Below are 17,928 nucleotides of genomic sequence, written 5' to 3'. Positions count from 1 at the left end.
AACTTACCCACAGAACAAACCGCCAAACGACTCGAAAAGGGCCGCAGCGACTCGCGCAATCCAGGCCACGGGGGCCAGAGCCCCAAAAAAAGACGCCGCAAAAATGCGACGCCTCTAAACCAATTGCCCTGATTTCAAACTACGTGCTGCGGGACAGTGGAACCAGTTTAAGCTGGCGCACGCCAGGCAGGCGCAAGGCCAGCAGCAAGAGCACCAATCCGAGATAGACGAGAGGCTCCAACTGGAAACCTTTCGCCAGCATCACAAAGTGAATACCCCCCAGCAGCCCCGCCGCATAAGTCAGCCGGTGCAGCTTTGGCCAGTTGCGGCCCAGCTTGCGGACCGACAGATTGTTGGAAGTCACCGCCAGCGGCAGCATCAGGACAAAAGCCCCCATGCCAATGGTGATGTAAGGCCGCTTGGCAATATCGGCGAGGATTTGCCCCAGGATCTGCACATCCAGCACCAGCCAGACCAGCAGGTGGCACAGCACATAGAAGAAGCACAAAAGCCCGATCGCCCGGCGAAATTTCATCAGGTTCAGCCCCAGGAGCCGCCGCAGGGGTGAGATGGCCAGCGTCAGGATCAGCAGCTGCAGCGCCAGTTCGCCGTATTCATGCTCCAGCGCCTTGATCGGCTCCACCCCCAGCCCGCCGGTGAGCCCCTGATAGAACAGCCAGGGCGCCGGCAGCGCCCCGATCAGGTAAACCGCCCAAACAGGCAGGCGGCGCACCAGCTGGTTCACGGATCCCATCACACAGGCCCCGTCAGAAATATTTGGCAAGGTCCATACCGTCATACATGGAGGCGACCTCGGTTTCATATCCGTTGAACATCAGCGTCGGCTGGCGGCTGGCAAAAAGACCGCCGCCGATGCGGCGCTCGCTGGCCTGGCTCCAGCGCGGATGCGAGACATTGGGGTTCACATTGCTATAGAAGCCGTACTCGCGGGGGTTGGCAACGTTCCAGCTGGCCGGCGGCTCCTCATCGGTCAGGGTGATGCGCACCACCGACTTGATCGACTTGAAGCCGTATTTCCACGGCACCACCAGCCGCAGCGGTGCGCCATTTTGGTTGGGCAGCGGTTTACCGAAGATGCCGGTGGCCATCATGGTGAGCGGGTGCATCGCCTCATCCAGGCGCAGGCCTTCGCGATAAGGCCAATCGAGCACCTTATAGGCAGTACCGGGCATCTCGGAGGGGCGGTAGAGGGTTTCGAAGGCCACATATTTGGCCCCCTCCTGCACCCCGGCCATATTCAGCATATCCGCCAGTTCAAACCCCTGCCAGGGCACCACCATCGACCAGGCTTCAACACAGCGGAAGCGGTAGATGCGCTCCTCCAGCGTCATCTCGCCCAGGATCTGCTCAAAGGAATAGTCGCCCGGCTTGTCCACCAGCCCGTCAATTTTGACGCTCCAGGGCTTAGTGGTCATCCGGTCCGCATATTTGGACGGGTCGCCCTTGCCGGTTCCGAACTCATAGAAGTTGCAGTAGTTGGTCACCTCATCCCAGGTGTTGGGCTCCAGCGCCTCCTCTGCCTGCGCCCGGCTGCCCAGCGCCGCGGCCAGCCCGGCCCCCGCCAGCCCCGCCATGATCTGGCGGCGGTTCCAGAACGCAGCCTCGGGGGTTGCATCTGCAAGGGTCAAATCATTGGTCCAGCGGCGCGCCATCTATGTCTCCTGAATCTCCGTTACACATGAGGTAACGGCCCCGTGCGCAAAACCCAAAACATATCCTGTCACGACTGCGCGAGAGATCTGTAACGTAGCACGCTTTGGTTCACCGCGCATGAACCAGCGGGCATGCGGCAAAGAAACCGGTGGCCTTCCCCGGGGAACTCATGCAGAAACCTTAATATGTTCAGCGCGGCAGACCCAGACCTCTCATTCGCAGCAGGAGACGACAAGTGAAACAGCTCATCACCGCAGCCGCCCTGGCCCTTGGCACCCAAGCCGCGGCGCAGGATATGGTCAGCTATACCACCGCGCTTTCTTACGACGACGTAACCTTCGGCCTGGAAAGCGCCATCACCAACCGCGGGCTGGTGATCGATCATGTCAGCCATGTGGGCGAAATGCTGGAGCGTACCCGGGGGGATGTCGGCTCGGACTTGGTGCTGTTTGCCCGGGCGCAGGTGTTCTCCTTCTGCTCTGCCAAACTGTCGCGCCAGGTGATGGAGGCTGACCCGATGAACATCGCCTTCTGCCCCTATGGCATCTTCGTGGCCCAACAGCCGGGGGCGGAATATGTTACCATCGGTTTCCGCGCTTTCCCGGAAGGCGATATGCAGCTGATCCACGATCTGCTGGACGGCATCGTGCAGGAAGCAATCGAAGAGTAGCGCCAGGGGGGAACCCGCTGCCCGGAAAATTCCCCGCTGCACCTTTTTCACGCATTCGCTATGGTGGCCGGAAAGTGAATTTCCGGCACGGGCAGACCAAAATGAAATCCCTCTTTGCTTCCTTGATGCTGCTGGCCGCAGCCACGCTGGCCGGCTGCGCTGCAGGCCCCACAGCGACCAAAGATGATGTCGCGGAGCTTTCCCGCGCCCTGCAATCTCTCGATCCCGAGGTGGACCCGGATGAAGCCCGCCGCGCCGCCGAGATCGCCTACAGCTACTCCGCCCGGCTGGCCGAGCAGTATAATGTCACCACCTCGCCGATCATCCACAACACGCTGGTGAACAGCGGCGTCAAGGAGCGCGGCATCTGTGTGCATTACGCCGAGGACATGCAGGCGCGCCTGAACCAGGAGAACTTCCAGACTCTTTCCATGCTGCGCGCCATTGCCGAACCGAGAAGCGATTTCCGCATCGACCACTCGACCGCCGTGATCGCCGCCAAGGGCGACGGCATTTACGAAGGCATCGTGCTCGACCCCTGGCGCTATGGCGGCAAGCTCTATTGGTCAGAGACCAACGAGGACCCGCGGTACAACTGGGAACCCCGCCTGCAAGTCCTGCGCCGGAAATATGAACGCCGGATGGCCAAGGAAGCGGCGGAAGGGTGACGTTAAAGCACGATGCCCCGGTTACACGTAACTGAACCTGCCCGAGTATGTTTAGGCGCCTTGCTGCTTGCTGTCTCCCTAAACACTTCAGCTTTGTCGGAAACGCCAACAGAGGACGGGCAGAATTGGCAAGAACAAAAGTGCGCCCTCTATCAGTCCGCCGCGGATGACGCCCTGGAATACCTTGGCAGCGATGGCATGAGCACTGAGTTCCTGTCCCGCAACACCGCCTTCATTGAAAGCGGCTGCACAACCCGCGGCAACGCCTGCCCCCGGTCAGCAAAAGAGCTTGAGTTTGCCAATCTGCTCACCCTCATGACGATGAACGAGGGCATGGCAAGCTCCTTCGTGCCATTTGGCTGCCTGGAATAAATTCAGCCGGCACCCGCGGTTTCACTGAAACCTCACTGGATCCCTAACCATTAAGCCCGCCATCTCTGGCGGGCTTTCCTCAGTCTCTACCCCTCAATGCACCACGGCATCGTCAGGCCTGGGCCGCTCTGATGTCCCCAGCCGGTCGCCGATGATCAGCCCGTCACTGCCGGCCGAGACCGGAACGGTGTCGCCGTCCTTGATCTCCCCGCCCAAGAGCGCCTCGGCAAGCGGGTTCTGCAACGCGCGCTGGATCACCCGCTTCAGGGGCCGGGCGCCGAACACTGGGTCATAGCCTTCGTCCGCGAGCCAGGTCTTGGCCGCCTCGTCCAGCTCCAGCGCGATCTTGCGACCTGCCAGCCGTTTCAGCAGCCGCGCCAGCTGGATCTCGACAATTCCGTCCATGTCGGCGCGGGCCAGACGATCGAAGATGATGGTCTCATCCAAGCGGTTCAGGAACTCGGGCCGGAAATGCGCCTTGACCGCATCCATCACGTCGCGCCGCGCGTCCGAGGCATCGGCGCCCTCCGGCAGCTGGCTCAGGGCCTGCGCGCCAAGGTTAGAGGTCAGGATAATCAGCGTCTGCTTGAAGTCCACAGTGCGCCCCTGGCCGTCGGTCAGCATGCCGTCGTCCAGTACCTGCAAGAGCACGTTGAACACGTCCGGATGCGCCTTTTCGACCTCATCGAACAGCACCACCTGATAGGGGCGGCGGCGCACCGCTTCGGTCAGCACCCCGCCTTCGTCATAGCCGACATAGCCCGGAGGCGCGCCGATCAGACGGGCGACGGAATGTTTCTCCATGAACTCCGACATGTCGATGCGCACCATGGCGTGGTCGTCGTCGAACAGGAATTCGGCAACTGCCTTGGTGAGCTCAGTCTTGCCCACGCCAGTCGGCCCAAGGAGCAGGAAGGAGCCCAGCGGACGGTTCTCGTCATTCAGACCCGCGCGCGCCCGGCGCACCGCATTGGCCACCGCGGTGACGGCCGCGTTCTGGCCGATCACCCGGCGGTGCAGCTCATCTTCCATACGCAGCAGTTTCTCGCGCTCGCCCTCCAGCATCTTGGAGGTCGGAATGCCGGTCCAGCGTTCCACCACTTCGGCGATCTGCGCAGGCCGCACGGCTTCTTCCACCATCAGGCCTTTTTCCTCACGGCCTTCAGCGTCCGACAGCTGCTTCTCCAGTTCTGGGATCACGCCATAAGACAGCTCGCCCGCGCGGGCCAGATTGCCTTCCCGCTTGGCGATCTCCAGATCGGCGCGGGCGCGGTCCAGCTGCTCTTTCAGGTCGCGGGCCGAGGCCAGCTTGTCCCGCTCCGACTGCCACTGCGCGGTCATCTCGGCGGATTGCTCCTGCAGGTCCGACAGTTCCTTTTGCAGTTTCTCCAACCGGTCCTTGGAGGCCGCATCATCCTCCAGTTTCAGCGCCTCTTCCTCAATCTGCATCTGCAGGATCTGCCGGTCCAGCGCATCCAGCGCCTCCGGCTTGCTGTCCACTTGCATCCGCAGGCGGCTGGCGGCTTCATCCACCAGGTCAATCGCCTTATCCGGCAGGAAGCGGTCGGTGATATAACGGTTGGACAAAGTCGCCGCCGAGACCAAAGCCGCATCGGCAATCCGCACCCCGTGGTGCAGCTCATATTTCTCCTTGATGCCGCGCAGGATAGACACCGTGTCCTCCACCGTCGGCTCCGTCACCATTACCGGCTGGAAGCGGCGGGCCAGGGCCGCGTCCTTCTCCACATATTTGCGGTATTCATCCAGCGTGGTGGCACCGACGCAGTGCAGCTCACCGCGGGCCAGCGCCGGTTTGATCAGGTTGGCCGCATCCATGGCCCCGTCGGATTTGCCGGCACCGACCAGCGTGTGCATCTCGTCGATGAACAGGATGATCTCACCCGCAGCCTCAGTGACCTCGGTCAGCACCGCTTTCAGCCGTTCCTCGAACTCACCGCGGTACTTGGCACCGGCAATCAGCGCCCCCATGTCGAGCGACAGCAACTGCTTGTCGCGAAGGGACTCCGGCACATCGCCGTTGACGATGCGCAGCGCCATGCCTTCGGCGATAGCTGTCTTCCCGACACCCGGCTCACCGATCAGAACCGGATTGTTCTTAGTCCGGCGTGACAGCACCTGCATCGAGCGGCGGATTTCTTCGTCGCGGCCGATGATCGGGTCAATCTTACCCTCACGTGCCGCCTCGGTCAGATCGCGCGCGTATTTCTTCAGAGCATCATAGCCTTCCTCGGCGGTGGCAGAATCAGCCGTCCGCCCCTTGCGGATGTCATTGATGGCTTCATTCAGCTTCTGCGCTGTGACTGCGCCAGCCTCCAGGGCATCCTTGGCTTTGGATTTCACCATGCACAGCGCCATCAGCAGCCGTTCGACCGGCACAAAACTGTCGCCTGCCTTTTCGGCAATCTTGGCAGCCTCATCCATCACCTTGGCGGTCTGGCCGTCCAAATAGATCTGCGCAGCGTCACCGCTGACCTTGGGCTGTTTGGCAACAGCCGCCTCGACGGCCTCAACCACGCGTGCAGGCGCACCGCCCGCGCGGGAAATCAGGTTGCTCGCCAGCCCCTGATCGTCATCCATCAATGCTTTCAGAATATGCTCCGGCACCAGCCGCTGGTGCCCCTCGCGCATCGCAATGGTCTGCGCCGCCTGCACGAATCCCCGCGCACGCTCTGTGAACTTGTTCAAGTCCATCTTGCTCTCCTTTTTCAAGCGCCCGTTGGTTTGGCAGCGCCCGCTTGGCGGCACGCCCCGGTCCGGGCCTCAAGGTTCAATGTGGGAAGCAGACCAGCCGCTTCAAGATCATTGAACACGGAAAAGATGAGCATTTCCCTGACCTGCGTCAACTTGGCTCCGCCGACCCCAAACGCAACCGCGCCGCGCGCCAGCGCGGCGCCAGGCCCAAAACTGTAATCTGTCCCCGCGGGGACAGCTTCAGTTGCGGGAGCCCTCCCTTGCCTCCATCGGCACCTTGCCGAAAGGCAGAACCCCGCGTATGAAACGCCAGTTTCTTGCCAAACCTGCCAGCCACACGAGGATTCCCATGACCCAAGCCCCGCGCGCCGACGACCGCCTGATTGTTGCCATGGATGTCCCCAATGCAATCGCGGGCTTGAAACTGGCGGAACAGCTGGGCGATGCGGTTTCTTTCTACAAGATCGGGCTGGGAATGCTGACCGGCGGCGGGCTGGCGCTGGCCAATGAGCTAAAGCAGGAGCATGGCAAGCGCATCTTCCTCGACATGAAGCTGTTCGACATCGGCGCTACCGTGGAAAGCGCGGTGCGCGGGCTGGCTCAGTTCGACCTCGATTTCCTCACAGTGCACGGCGATCCTTATGTGGTGCGGGCCGCCAAGGAAGGCGCGGCCGGCAAAGACCTTAAGATCCTCGCCGTCACTATCCTTACTTCGCTGGACCGGCAGGACCTGAACGGCGCGCTGATCAAGGGCGGCACAGTGCAGGACCTGGTGCTGGAACGCGCGGGCAATGCTTTTGCGGCCGGTGCCGACGGGGTGATCGCCAGCCCGCAGGAAGCCGCGCTGATCCGCGCCCTGCCCGAAGCCGAGGGCAAGTTGATCGTCACTCCGGGCGTGCGCCCCACGGGTGCCGCACTTGGCGATCAGAAACGCGTGGCGACCCCGGCAAATGCCATTGCCAATGGCGCCGATCACATTGTTGTCGGCCGTCCGGTCTGGCAGGCTGAAAGCCCCCGCGCAGCCGCTGAAGCTATCCTGGCCGAGCTTACCGGCCCCACGGAATAATCCCGCGGCACCAAGGTCAAAACATCCTGCAAAGGCGGCTGGCGTGTGCCGGAACCGGCCCCGAACCGACTATGCCTAAAAATTAGGCAGAAATAAATCTTTCCGCCATTCACATTCCCGCACCCCTGACCAGCGCGCAAAAGTATAGTGACGCCACGTCAAGCCACTCATTTCACTGGTGAAACCAGCGGGCGGAGAGACTTGTGCGCCAAATTGTCCTGTGCCCTAAAAAGCACACCAAGCGGGTTCGCCCCCAGGCCGGCCTCAGTGAACTTTGCGAAACCCCAAAGGCTGCGCGATTCTAGGAACTGAGACACTCCCCAGACAGGCTTTTCTTCCTGAGGCCTGTCACCTTCCCCCCGCCAACCAGCGGGGGATCTTTCTTTTGCCCCAGTATTCAGCCCGGTCTGACCATCAGGTATTCCCGCAGCCGCTCGGCGAAATGCGGTACGGCTAACGGATGCTCGCAATATGCCTCGGGGGCCATCAGGCCCCAACGCTGCCCTTCATTCCCAAGCCTGACTTGTCCAGCCAGGGCCGCAGGCATATGCGCAGCAAAGAACCAAACCTGCCCCCGCGGACGCTGATAGGCACGGGACCAGACCAGCACGTCAGGCTGCAGAACCAGCCCGACCTCTTCCTGTGTCTCCCGCAAAGCGCATGCTTCAGGGCTCTCCGTCCCTTCCCTGCCGCCGCCCGGCAAGTCCCAGTAGCCAGGATAAGGAATGTCGGGCTTGTCGTCCCGCTGGATCACCAGCAAGTCCCGCCCAAGAAAAAGCGCCAGTTTTGCACCGGAGAAACCGCTTGAAATGTCATCTTTTGCCTGTGTCATGGCCTGTCACTTGTGAACGGGCCGCGCTAAAGACAAGACCTCCGCCGCAAGCTACACTAACCCGTCCCTTCATCCCGCAGAATGCCCGCCGCCATGCATGCCCTGTGCCGAGACTGCCTGAGCCAGATCGCCCCCCTCCGGCGCTGTCCCCATTGCGGCAGCCCGCGGGTAAAAACGCATGAGGAACTGTTTTCCCTCACCATCGCCCATATGGACTGCGATGCGTTTTATGCCAGCGTCGAGAAGCGCGACAATCCGGAGCTGGCAACCAAGCCGGTGATTATCGGCGGCGGCAAGCGCGGTGTAGTCTCCACCGCCTGCTACATTGCCCGCATCCGCGGCGTACGCTCGGCCATGCCAATGTTTCAGGCGCTGAAGCTTTGTCCCGACGCGGTCGTGATCAAGCCCCGGATGAGCGTCTATGTCGAGGTCAGCCGCGAAATCCGCAAGATGATGAACGCGCTGACCCCGGAAGTGGAACCTCTGTCGCTGGATGAGGCCTTCATGGATCTCACCGGCACTGAAAAGCTGCACGGCGCGCCGCCGGCAGTGATGCTGGCCCGGCTAGTCAAGCAGATGAAGGATGAACTGGGCGTAACCGGATCCATCGGCCTTTCACACAACAAGTTCCTGGCCAAAGTGGCCTCCGACCTCGACAAGCCGCGCGGATTTTCGGTTATCGGCAAGGCAGAGACCGCTGACTTCCTGCACGAGAAGCCGGTGCGGCTGATCTGGGGCATCGGCCCCGCAGCCCAGGCCAGCCTGGAAAAGGCCGGCATCCGCAGCTTTTCAGACCTGTTGCGCTGGGATCAGGCCGCGTTGCAGCAGCGTTTCGGTTCGATGGGCGACCGGCTCTGGCATCTGGCCCGCGGCCAGGACCGGCGGCGGGTGTCAGCGAATGCACCGGTCAAGTCGATTTCAAAGGAAACCACTTTCTTCGAAGACACCGCCAGCCTGGATGTTCTCGACGGCCACCTGTGGCGTTTGGCCGAGCAGGTCTCGGATCGGGCCAAGGCCCGGGAGCTTGCCGGCCGCGTGGTCACCTTGAAACTGAAGCGTGCCAACCATTCGGCGCTGACCCGGCGCGTCACCCTGCACAGCCCGACACAGATAGCCGACAAGATCTACCGCACTGCCCGCAGCCTGCTGGATCAAGTGGGCGATGAAGGGCCTTACCGTCTGCTGGGCTGCGGCATTTCCGATCTTGCGCCGGAATCGCAGGCCGATGACAGCGGCGACCTCCTGGACCCGCAGGCGGGACGGCGCGCCGAAGCGGAACGTGCCACCGATGCCATACGCAAAAAATTCGGTGACGGTGCAATTCTCAAAGGCCGCGCCCTGCGCTGAACCGCCGCGTGCCGACTCATTCTGCCGCCAGCGGCATTTCCTCCTGCCCGATAGCAGCGATTTCCGCAGTCACCTGGCGCAGCAGCCTTTGCAACGTCTCGAAATTCCCATTGGGGCGGATATTGGCCTCGTCCATATAGAGCGCCCGGTCGATCTCGACCTGGATTGCATGCTGGCGCCGCGACGGCCGGCCATAGGTCTGGGCAATATAGGCCCCGGCAAAAGGCGTGTTGCGGGCGACATTCAGCCCTGCCGCTGCAAAAGCCGCCTCGATCCGGTCGACAATGGCGCTGTCGGCCGCCGCCCCGAACCGGTCGCCCAGCACCACCTCCGGCTTGGGCCCGCTGCGCGGCGCCATGGTATCAATCGCCTCATGCGGCATTGAATGGCAATCCACCAGAATTGCCTGGCCGAATTGCCGGTGCGCCTGGTCCAGCAGCCCCTTCAGCGCCTTGTGGTAGGGATGCCAGTAGCAGCGGATCCGCCGCTCTGCCTCGGCCATCGGCAGCTTGCCTCGGTAAATCGCGCGGCCATTGGCCACCACCCGAGGAATCACGCCCAGCCCCGATGCCACCCGCGGGTTCTGCCCGCGTTTCTGCACCCCGTCGATAAGCGCCGGGTCCAGCTCGTCGGGCGAGCGATTCAGATCCAGATAGGCCCGTGGCTTGACCGCCGTGAGCAGCGGCGCGCCGAATTCCGGCGCCGCCGCAAACAGCCGGTCGACAAAGGCGTCCTCCGAGCTGCGGACAGCCTTGCGGCCGAGAATCGTTTTTTCCAGGAAGGAATCGGAATAGTCCGTGCCGCTATGCGGAGAGGCAAAAACCACGGCTGAGGCCGGTTTCTGCGGCGAAATCACGGAAAACGCTGTATCAGGCATCCTTGCTCCGGTGCTTCTTCTGCAAGAAACAGCATAGAGCGGAAATTTCTGCGGTCAAAAGCTCTTGCACCTCTGCGCGACTCTATTTATAGACCCCCTCACCGGCGCGGCACCCCGCGCCCCTTTCACTTCTAAGGGGCAGGAGGCAGCGCAGGCCAGAGTGGGCGATTAGCTCAGCGGTAGAGCACTTCGTTGACATCGAAGGGGTCACAAGTTCGATCCTTGTATCGCCCACCACTCATTCACTGCCCTGGTCAAGGCCAAGGCACCCGCTAACCCAGGCGCTGGTTCGCGCCGCAGACAAGGAGAGAGGCCATGAAGGTCAAGAACTCGCTCCGCTCGCTGAAGAACCGGCACCGTGACTGCCGGGTTGTGCGCCGCAAAGGCCGCGTTTACGTGATCAACAAGACCCAGCGCAAGTTCAAAGCGCGCCAGGGCTAAGATCCGCAGACAGCGACATGCAAAAAACCGCATCATCCGATGCGGTTTTTTTGCGTTTGGCGGACCGATTTCCAATTCCAGGCAAAGCGGGCAACTCCCGCGCGCGCAGATCCCCCGGCTGAGGCCGGGCGATTCTCGGCAGCCTTGGGCGTGGCACCGCGCGGCGCGCGGTGCCACGCCCAACGGGAGCAGGTTTCTCCAGAAACCCAGCGACGGGCGGGAGCCTCCCGCGCCTTGGTCAGCGCAGCGCCCGCGCTTCTGCGGCACCGGCCTGGCCCGTCAGAATCAGCCGCAACCCCAACCCGATCATCACCACCCCGGTGAAACGTTCCTGCCAGGCCACCAGCCCGGGGCGCCGCGCCAGCCATTGCCCCACAGAGCCGGCAGCCAGAGCAACAGAGCCCAGAGATATGATGCCCGTCAGTTTCTGCAGGGTGCCGAGGATCAGAAACTGCAGCCAAACCGGTCCGGCGCCTGGATCCACAAACTGGGGCAGGAAGGCGAACATGAACAAAAGCGATTTGGGATTGGTCAGGCTGTTAACCGCTCCCTGCCGCACAGCCTGCCGTGCAGTGACTGCCCGAACCTCGCGCAGCACCGCCGAAGGGCGCAAGCTGGCGCGCAGCATTTGCAGCCCCAGCCAGATCAGAAAAGCCGCGCCGATCCAGCGGATGACCTCCAAGGCCGAGGGATAAGCTGCCAGCAAAGAGGCAAGCCCCAGAACCAGCAGCCCGACCTGCACCACTCCGGCCACCAGAATCATCCCAGCAACCGTGAACAGCGCCACCCGCCGCCCCTGGCCGATACCGCGCCCCATCACCAGCATCATGTCCGGGCCGGGCGACAGCTCCAGCAAAGCCAAAGCAGCCAGAAAGGCAATCAGGGTCTCAGCAGCGGGCATGCAGTCCTCCTTGGTTGTCCGCTCCCTAAAGCGCGGCCAGCGGCCAGTCCAGCTCAACCGCCGCGCAAGCACAAAAGAGTTCCGCAGACCTCCTGCCTACGCCCCGCAGCGGCAAGCCTGCCAACACCAGCCGCAGCCGCCGCATGATGCATCCGGGCAAACTTTCCGAGTGTTTCTGTCGGAAATTTATTGCATCTTTTGCCAATTGCTTTAATCGACTCTTTCAGTCGGATAACAAGCCACAGAAGAACGGGACATCCCATGCTGAAAGCCACCACCGTACTTGCCGGCGCGCTGAGTGCTGCCATTGCCACCTCGGCCGCAGCCGAAGGCGAGCTGAACATCTATTCGTCGCGCCACTATGACACCGATGAGCAGCTCTACTCCGAGTTCGAAGAGGCCACCGGCATCACCATCAACCGCATCGAAGGCAACGCAGATGAACTGATCGCCCGGATGAAGGCCGAGGGCGAAAACTCCCCTGCCGACATCCTGATCACCGTCGACACCTCGCGGCTGGCCCGCGCCAAGGATGCCGGTGTGCTGCAAAGCATCGACAGCGATGTGCTGGAAGCCCGTGTGCCCGCCTACCTGCAGGACGCAGAGAACCAATGGTTTGGCTTCAGCCAGCGCTCCCGCATCATCTTCTACGACAAGAATGAAGTCTCTAACCCGCCGCTGACCTATCTGGATCTCGCCGACCCCGCCTATCAGGGCATGGTCTGCATCCGGTCTTCGAAGAATACATACAACCAGACCCTGCTGGCCTCGATCATCACCCACCACGGCGCCGAAAAAGCCCGCGAATGGGCTGAAGGTGTGGTGGCCAACATGGCCCGCGAACCGCAGGGCGGCGACACCGATCAGATGCGCGGCCTGGTTTCCGGCGAATGTGAAATCGCGGTCGGCAACAGCTATTATTTCGCCCGCTCGATCCGCAAGAACGTCAAAGGTGTTTCTGACAGCCGCGACATGATCGGCTGGCTGTTCCCCTCGCAGAACACCGAAGGCGCCCACATGAACCTGTCCGGCGGCGGCGTCGCTGTACATGCGCCGAACAAGGAAAACGCCATCAAGTTCCTGGAGTATCTCGCAAGCGATTCCGCCCAGGCGTATTTCTCGGCCGGCAATGACGAATACCCGGCGGTTCCAGGCGTTGGCCTGGCCCCCTCCGTTGCAGCACTCGGGCACTTCAAGCCGGATGATGTGAACTTGTCGGAGGTTGCCAAGAACCTGCCCGAAGCGCAGAAGATCTTCAATGATGCAGGCTGGCGCTAAGCCTGCACCGCACAAGCTTTCAGAAAGGCGCGGCATTGCCGCGCCTTTTTTGTAACCTTGCGTTTCCCAAAAACCACAGCCGCCGGTGCCAGTTAGATAAACCGCTGATGCCGCCGCTTTTACTAGACCGTTTTGAACCTGCGGCCTATACGTTCGCCCATCTTGAAATTCGGGGGGAATCATGCAGTCGGGAGCACGCCGCGCTCGGGAGGAATTGAGCGTATGAACCGGTTGCCGGTAACGATTATCAGCGGGTATCTGGGCGCGGGTAAAACCACCCTGATCAACCGCTTGCTGGCCGAGGATCACGGGCTGAAGCTGACCGTGATCGTGAACGACTTCGGTGCGGTCAATATTGACGACGCGCTGATCCAGGAAACCGACGGCGGCAAACTGGCGCTGACCAATGGCTGCGTCTGCTGCTCGATGGACGGCGACCTCTCACTGGCGCTGCATCAGGTCCTCAACCGGCCGGAGCGCCCTGATCACCTGGTGATCGAGGCCAGCGGTATCGCCGACCCGGTCTCCATCGCCAACACCGTGCTGAATGAAAGCGGCCTCAGCTATGCCGGCATTGTTACCCTGGTGGATGCAGCAAATGCCGCGAACCTGCTGAACGATCCGCTGGTTGCGCCGCAGGCGGAGCAGCAGATCCGTGCAGCCGATCTGGTGATTGCCACCAAATGCGATGAAATTTCTGCCCCCCTGTCAGCGCTGCTGGAGCAAGCCGGTGCCCGCACCCCGACCGTGCTCAACGGATCGCCGGTGGCAGAGCTGCTGTTTGACGTCGTGCCGCTGCCCAAGGGCCGCTCGGTGGCAGCCCATCCTGCCTATGCGACCTGGCAGCACCGCAGCAGCGAGGTGCTGGACCGCCGCGCCCTGGGGGATAAGCTTGCCGAACGGCCAGCCGGCCTCTACCGCATGAAAGGCTTTGTGCTGACCACTGGCGGCGCTTACGAGTTGCATGTTGTAGGCCGTCACGTCGAAGCCAAACGCTGCGAGGCCACGGAAACCCTGCTCGTGGGCCTGGGCCCCGCAGACCGCGTTTCTCCCGGAGAGATCGAGGCCTGGTGGGCCGCCTGATCCCCGGGGGCGAGAAAATAACGAACTTTCTTATTAATTCTTGCGCCTAACGCCGCTGCCCAACCTGGCGGCAAATCAGGATTACGGGCAGCAGCCCAACCGCAACAATCACCAGCGAGGGCACCGCGGCGCCCTCCAGCCGCTCATCCGCCGCCAGCCGGTGTGCCTGCACCGCCAGGGTGTCAAAGTTGAAAGGCCGCATGATCAGCGTGGCCGGCAGTTCCTTCATCACATCGACAAAGACAATCAGCAGCGCCGTTAGCAGGCTGGGTGTCAGAAGCGGCAGATGCACCCGCCGCAGCATCCCCATCGGCCCTTGCCCCAGCGAGCGCGCCGCCGCGTCCATGTTGGAATGCATAGTGGCCTGGCCGCCCTCATAGGCCCCCAGCGCCGCCGCCATGAAGCGCACGCCGTAAGCCGCCACCAGCAGCCAGATCGATCCTGTTACCAGCAGGCCGGTGCGGATCCCGAAGGTCTCGCGCATCCAGGCATCCAGCGCGTTGTCAAAGGCCGCAAACGGCACGATCAGCCCCACCGCGATCACCCCGCCGGGCACCGCGTATCCCAGCCGTGCCAGATAGGCCGCAACGGAAGACAGCCGCCCGGGCCGCAGGCGCTGGTAAAAGCCGAGGCACACCGCGGCCGCCACCGTGAGCACGGCCGCCGCTGCCGCCAAGGTGATCGAATTTGCGGTGAAATCAATGTACCGGCCGCTGAACAGGTTCTGCTCGGAATCAAAGCTCATCGTGAACAGTACGATTACCGGCAATAGGAAGCCCAGCACCACAGGCACCGCGCAGAAAAACACTGCCGCTGCAGCCTTGATCCCGCCCAGCTCCGCCGGGGGCATCTGGTTGTGGTGCTTGCCGGCGTGGTGGTATTTCGCCCGGCCGCGCGTGGACCGTTCCACCACCGCCAGCGTCAGGGCAAAGCCCAGAAGGCACAACGCCAGCTGCGCCGCGCCGCCGCGGTCGGCCAGCGAGAACCAGCTAGTGTAGATGCCGGTGGCAAAGGTCTGCACCCCGAAATAGGACACCGTGCCGAAATCCGCGATTGTCTCCATCACCGCCAGCAGCACGCCCGAAGCGATGGCGGGCCGCGCCATCGGCAGGCTGACCATCCAGAACGCCTGCCAGGCGTTCTTGCCCAGGGCCCGCGCCGCCAGAAAGGCACCTGCGCTCTGCTGCATGAAGGCTGCCCGCGCCAGCAGGTAGACGTAGGGGTAGAGCACCAGCACCAGCATCGCCGCCGCACCGCCGGTGGAGCGGATCTCGGGGAACCAGTAATCCCGCGGCCCCCAGCCGGTCACCTCGCGCAGAGTGGCCTGCACAATGCCGGGATGATCCAGGATATGGGTATAGGCATAGGCCAGCACATAAGCCGGAAAGGCCAGCGGCAAGACCAGCGCCACCTCCAGGAACCGCACGCCGGGAAAACGCGCCATTGTCACCAGCCAGGCGGCACCGGTGCCGATTGCAAAGGTGCCCAAAGCCACCAGCGCCACCAGCGCCAGAGTGGTCAGCGAATAGCCCGGCAGCACGGTGGCGGCCAGATGGCGGATGGTATCGGTGCCGCCAAAACCCGCCGCCAGCGCCACCGCCAGCATCGGCAGCACGCAGGAGAGCGCCACGACCCAGGCCAGCAGGGCAAAGGCACCTCCTCCGCTCTTGCCGCCGCGGCGGCTGCCCTTGGGGGCATATTCTATAGGATCATTTGCGGCAGTCATGGGTCCGGCTGTTTATTCGCACCGCCCTATTACGACCATTCCAGTCAGAAATTCCAGCCAGAAAGCGTCCGCACAGGCCAGCTGCTCCTGGCAGCAGCAAACGGGCGCCGGAATATGACGCCCGTTCACCACCATATCACCGCTGTCTCACTCGTAACTGCGCTGATCCTCGATCACCAGCCCGTCCTTGGGCAACGCGCCCGGCGCCACAACTTCGACCTGGCCTTTGAGCTTCAGGACCTCAATGACCGAACGGGCAAAGGCCGCCTCGTCGCCGCCCTCGGCTTCGATCTGCACCGTCATCGCATCCATCTCGCCGTCGCGGCTGGCAACTACCCGCGCCTTGACGATCTCGGTGTGTTTGTCGACCAGCGCCGCGACCTGCTCAGGGCGCACGAACATGCCTTTGATCTTGGTGGTCTGATCGGCGCGGCCCATCCACCCCTTGATCCGCATATTCGTGCGGCCGCAGGGGGAAACACCCGGCATCACCGCCGACAAATCGCCGGTGGCAAAGCGGATCAGCGGGTAATCGGGGTTAAGCGTGGTCACCACCACCTCACCCACCTCGCCCGGTGCCACTGGATTGCCGGTGCCGGGAGTGACGATCTCGACGATCACATGCTCGTCTACAATCATCCCCTCCATCGCCGGACTCTCATAGGCGATATTGCCCAGATCGGCAGTGGCATAGCACTGCAGGCAGGAGATGCCGCGGTCGGCATACTCCTGACGCAGCGACGGAAACAGTGCGCCGCCCCCGACCGCCGCCTTGGAGAAGCCCAGCTTCACCCCCATCGCATCGGCCTTGTCCAGGATCACCTTCAGGTAGTCCGGCGTGCCGGCATAGGCCGTGGCGCCGACATCCCGCGCGGCGGTCACCTGCAGCTCGGTCTGGCCAGTGCCTGCGGGCAGCACAGCCGCACCCACTGCCCGGGCGCCGTTTTCAAAGATCATCCCCGCCGGCGTCAGGTGGTAGCCAAAGCAGTTCTGCACCACATCGCCCTGGCCAACCCCGGCAGCGTTCAGGAAACGCCCCATCCGCCACCAGTCGCCGTCCACGCCGCCGGGCTCGTAAATCGGGCCGGGGCTTTGGAAGATATGGGCAAAGCCATGCGCGGGCTTCACGGTAAAGCCGCCAAAGGGCGGATTGGCCGCCTGCGCCCGGCTCAGCTCGGATTTGCGCAGCACCGGCAGCGCGGCCAGCGCCGCGGGTGAGGTCACCGCCGCAGGATCCACTTCCGCCAGCAGGCTGGCATAGCCCGGTGCGGTTTGGGCGCGGGCGATCTGCTCCGGCAGAGCCGCGGCCAGATCTGCGGCGCGCTCATCGGCGCTGCGGGTCTCTAACGTGTCAAAATAGCTCATCACATCACCATCCCGCATCAGCTCAGCCACCTCTTGCGGCGGCGATACGAGCGCACGTCGCGGAAGCTTTTGCGCCCTTCATCCGACATGCCGAGGTAGAATTCCTTCACATCCGGGTTCTCCCGCAGCTCCGCTGCAGGCCCGTCCATCACCACCCGGCCCGATTCCAGGATATAGCCGTAATGGGCATAGCGCAGGGCGACGTTGGTGTTCTGTTCCGCCAGCAGGAAAGTCACGCCTTCCTGCTCATTGATCGACTTAACGATCTCGAAAATCTGCTCCACCAGCTGCGGCGCCAATCCCATCGAGGGTTCATCCAGCAGGATCGTCTCCGGCCGGCTCATCAAGGCGCGGCCCATCGCCACCATCTGCTGCTCGCCGCCCGAGGTATAACCAGCCTGGCTCTTGCGGCGTTCCTTGAGGCGCGGAAAATAGTGATAGACCATCTCCAGGTCTTTCTGGATATCAGCGCCGCTGTCAGAGCGGGTATAAGCACCGGTCAGCAGGTTTTCTTCCACTGTCAGGTGTTCAAAGCAATGGCGGCCTTCCATCACCTGGATGACGCCCTGCTTCACCAGGTCCGCAGGATCCAGCGCATGCACGTCGCGGCCGCGGTATTTGACCGAGCCTTTGGTCACCTCGCCGCGTTCAGAGTGCAAAAGGTTGGACACCGCCTTCAGCGTGGTGGTCTTGCCGGCCCCATTGCCGCCCAGCAGCGCAGTGATGCCGCCCTTGGGCACATTCAGGCTCACGCCCTTCAGAACAAGGATCACGTGATTGTAGATCACCTCGATATTGTTGACCTCCAGCAGGGTCTCGGCCTGCACCTCGGCGGTGTTCGCTGCATCCAGCATCAAAGCGTGTCCTCATGCCTGTCCCGGATCAGAAACGGGACCGTGTCGCGCGGTGCGGCGGC

At 62.7% G+C, this 17,928-nt stretch carries 17 protein-coding genes and 1 tRNA gene; 9 read left to right on the top strand and 9 right to left on the bottom strand.

Going from position 1 to position 17,928, the window contains the following annotated elements:
- Nucleotides 1-139 precede the first annotated feature (139 nt).
- Both msrQ and msrP read right to left on the bottom strand, forming a co-directional pair.
- Nucleotides 140-754 (bottom strand): protein-methionine-sulfoxide reductase heme-binding subunit MsrQ, encoded by a 615-nt coding sequence (gene msrQ / locus RA19_RS12385; RefSeq protein WP_039162952.1) that lies wholly within the window; start codon nt 752-754, stop codon nt 140-142.
- 13 nt (nt 755-767) lie between these two features.
- On the bottom strand, nt 768-1,673 hold the full coding sequence (gene msrP / locus RA19_RS12380) for a protein-methionine-sulfoxide reductase catalytic subunit MsrP (RefSeq protein WP_039162950.1): 906 nt from the start codon (nt 1,671-1,673) through the stop codon (nt 768-770).
- Between the two features lie 236 nt (nt 1,674-1,909).
- Between msrP and RA19_RS12375 the strand changes: the two genes are divergently transcribed.
- From RA19_RS12375 to RA19_RS12365, 3 genes are all read left to right on the top strand, one after another.
- Entirely contained in the window at nt 1,910-2,344 is a 435-nt protein-coding gene (locus RA19_RS12375; RefSeq protein ID WP_039162947.1) for a DUF302 domain-containing protein, read from the top strand.
- A gap of 101 nt (nt 2,345-2,445) precedes the next feature.
- Complete coding sequence (locus RA19_RS12370) at nt 2,446-3,012, top strand: hypothetical protein (RefSeq protein WP_039162945.1); 567 nt, start codon at nt 2,446-2,448, stop codon at nt 3,010-3,012.
- Nucleotides 3,013-3,072: 60 nt separating this feature from the next.
- Nucleotides 3,073-3,384, top strand: coding sequence for a hypothetical protein (locus tag RA19_RS12365; protein ID WP_152615744.1), 312 nt, complete (start codon nt 3,073-3,075; stop codon nt 3,382-3,384).
- A 93-nt stretch (nt 3,385-3,477) separates the two neighbouring features.
- Here RA19_RS12365 and clpB read toward each other — a convergent pair whose 3' ends face one another.
- Nucleotides 3,478-6,096 carry an ATP-dependent chaperone ClpB gene (gene clpB / locus RA19_RS12360; RefSeq protein ID WP_039162940.1) on the bottom strand — a complete coding sequence of 873 codons (2,619 nt, stop codon included), beginning with the start codon at nt 6,094-6,096 and terminating at the stop codon, nt 3,478-3,480.
- A gap of 349 nt (nt 6,097-6,445) precedes the next feature.
- Between clpB and pyrF the strand changes: the two genes are divergently transcribed.
- On the top strand, nt 6,446-7,162 hold the full coding sequence (pyrF, locus tag RA19_RS12355; protein WP_039162998.1) for an orotidine-5'-phosphate decarboxylase: 717 nt from the start codon (nt 6,446-6,448) through the stop codon (nt 7,160-7,162).
- Nucleotides 7,163-7,559: 397 nt separating this feature from the next.
- On the opposite strand, the gene RA19_RS12350 is transcribed toward pyrF, so the two are convergent.
- Nucleotides 7,560-7,994 (bottom strand): NUDIX hydrolase, encoded by a 435-nt coding sequence (locus RA19_RS12350; protein WP_039162938.1) that lies wholly within the window; start codon nt 7,992-7,994, stop codon nt 7,560-7,562.
- A gap of 93 nt (nt 7,995-8,087) precedes the next feature.
- On the opposite strand from RA19_RS12350, the gene RA19_RS12345 reads away from it, so the two are divergent.
- Complete coding sequence (locus RA19_RS12345) at nt 8,088-9,341, top strand: DNA polymerase IV (RefSeq protein WP_082020525.1); 1,254 nt, start codon at nt 8,088-8,090, stop codon at nt 9,339-9,341.
- Between the two features lie 16 nt (nt 9,342-9,357).
- Here RA19_RS12345 and RA19_RS12340 read toward each other — a convergent pair whose 3' ends face one another.
- Entirely contained in the window at nt 9,358-10,218 is an 861-nt protein-coding gene (locus tag RA19_RS12340; protein ID WP_039162933.1) for an N-formylglutamate amidohydrolase, read from the bottom strand.
- 162 nt (nt 10,219-10,380) lie between these two features.
- On the opposite strand from RA19_RS12340, the gene RA19_RS12335 reads away from it, so the two are divergent.
- A tRNA-Val gene (locus RA19_RS12335) sits at nt 10,381-10,455 on the top strand.
- A gap of 78 nt (nt 10,456-10,533) precedes the next feature.
- A complete protein-coding gene (gene ykgO / locus RA19_RS12330; RefSeq protein ID WP_005648635.1) occupies nt 10,534-10,659 on the top strand; it encodes a type B 50S ribosomal protein L36 in 126 nt (41 codons plus the stop codon).
- 238 nt (nt 10,660-10,897) lie between these two features.
- Here ykgO and RA19_RS12325 read toward each other — a convergent pair whose 3' ends face one another.
- Nucleotides 10,898-11,560: a LysE family translocator gene (locus RA19_RS12325; protein ID WP_039162931.1), complete on the bottom strand. Its 663-nt coding sequence runs from the start codon at nt 11,558-11,560 to the stop codon at nt 10,898-10,900.
- 261 nt (nt 11,561-11,821) lie between these two features.
- On the opposite strand from RA19_RS12325, the gene RA19_RS12320 reads away from it, so the two are divergent.
- Both RA19_RS12320 and RA19_RS12315 read left to right on the top strand, forming a co-directional pair.
- On the top strand, nt 11,822-12,838 hold the full coding sequence (locus RA19_RS12320; protein ID WP_039162929.1) for a Fe(3+) ABC transporter substrate-binding protein: 1,017 nt from the start codon (nt 11,822-11,824) through the stop codon (nt 12,836-12,838).
- A gap of 222 nt (nt 12,839-13,060) precedes the next feature.
- Nucleotides 13,061-13,921, top strand: a complete 861-nt coding sequence (locus RA19_RS12315; protein WP_039162926.1) for a CobW family GTP-binding protein — start codon at nt 13,061-13,063, stop codon at nt 13,919-13,921.
- A gap of 46 nt (nt 13,922-13,967) precedes the next feature.
- Here RA19_RS12315 and RA19_RS12310 read toward each other — a convergent pair whose 3' ends face one another.
- The 3 genes from RA19_RS12310 to RA19_RS12300 all read right to left on the bottom strand — a co-directional run bounded on the left by RA19_RS12310 (nt 13,968) and on the right by RA19_RS12300 (nt 17,866).
- A complete protein-coding gene (locus RA19_RS12310) occupies nt 13,968-15,647 on the bottom strand; it encodes an ABC transporter permease (protein ID WP_039162924.1) in 1,680 nt (559 codons plus the stop codon).
- A 147-nt stretch (nt 15,648-15,794) separates the two neighbouring features.
- Nucleotides 15,795-17,012 (bottom strand): phenylacetate--CoA ligase family protein, encoded by a 1,218-nt coding sequence (locus RA19_RS12305; protein WP_039162996.1) that lies wholly within the window; start codon nt 17,010-17,012, stop codon nt 15,795-15,797.
- A 17-nt stretch (nt 17,013-17,029) separates the two neighbouring features.
- The gene (locus RA19_RS12300; RefSeq protein ID WP_039162921.1) at nt 17,030-17,866 is read right to left on the bottom strand and encodes an ABC transporter ATP-binding protein; all 837 of its coding nucleotides are present in this window, start codon (nt 17,864-17,866) and stop codon (nt 17,030-17,032) included.
- Nucleotides 17,867-17,928: the final 62 nt, after the last annotated feature.

Source organism: Leisingera sp. ANG-M1 (assembly GCF_000813745.1).
Taxonomy (GTDB): Bacteria; Pseudomonadota; Alphaproteobacteria; order Rhodobacterales; family Rhodobacteraceae; genus Leisingera.
The sequence above is the reverse complement of the archived record's forward strand: the minus strand, read 5'-3'. Positions and strand labels throughout refer to the sequence as shown.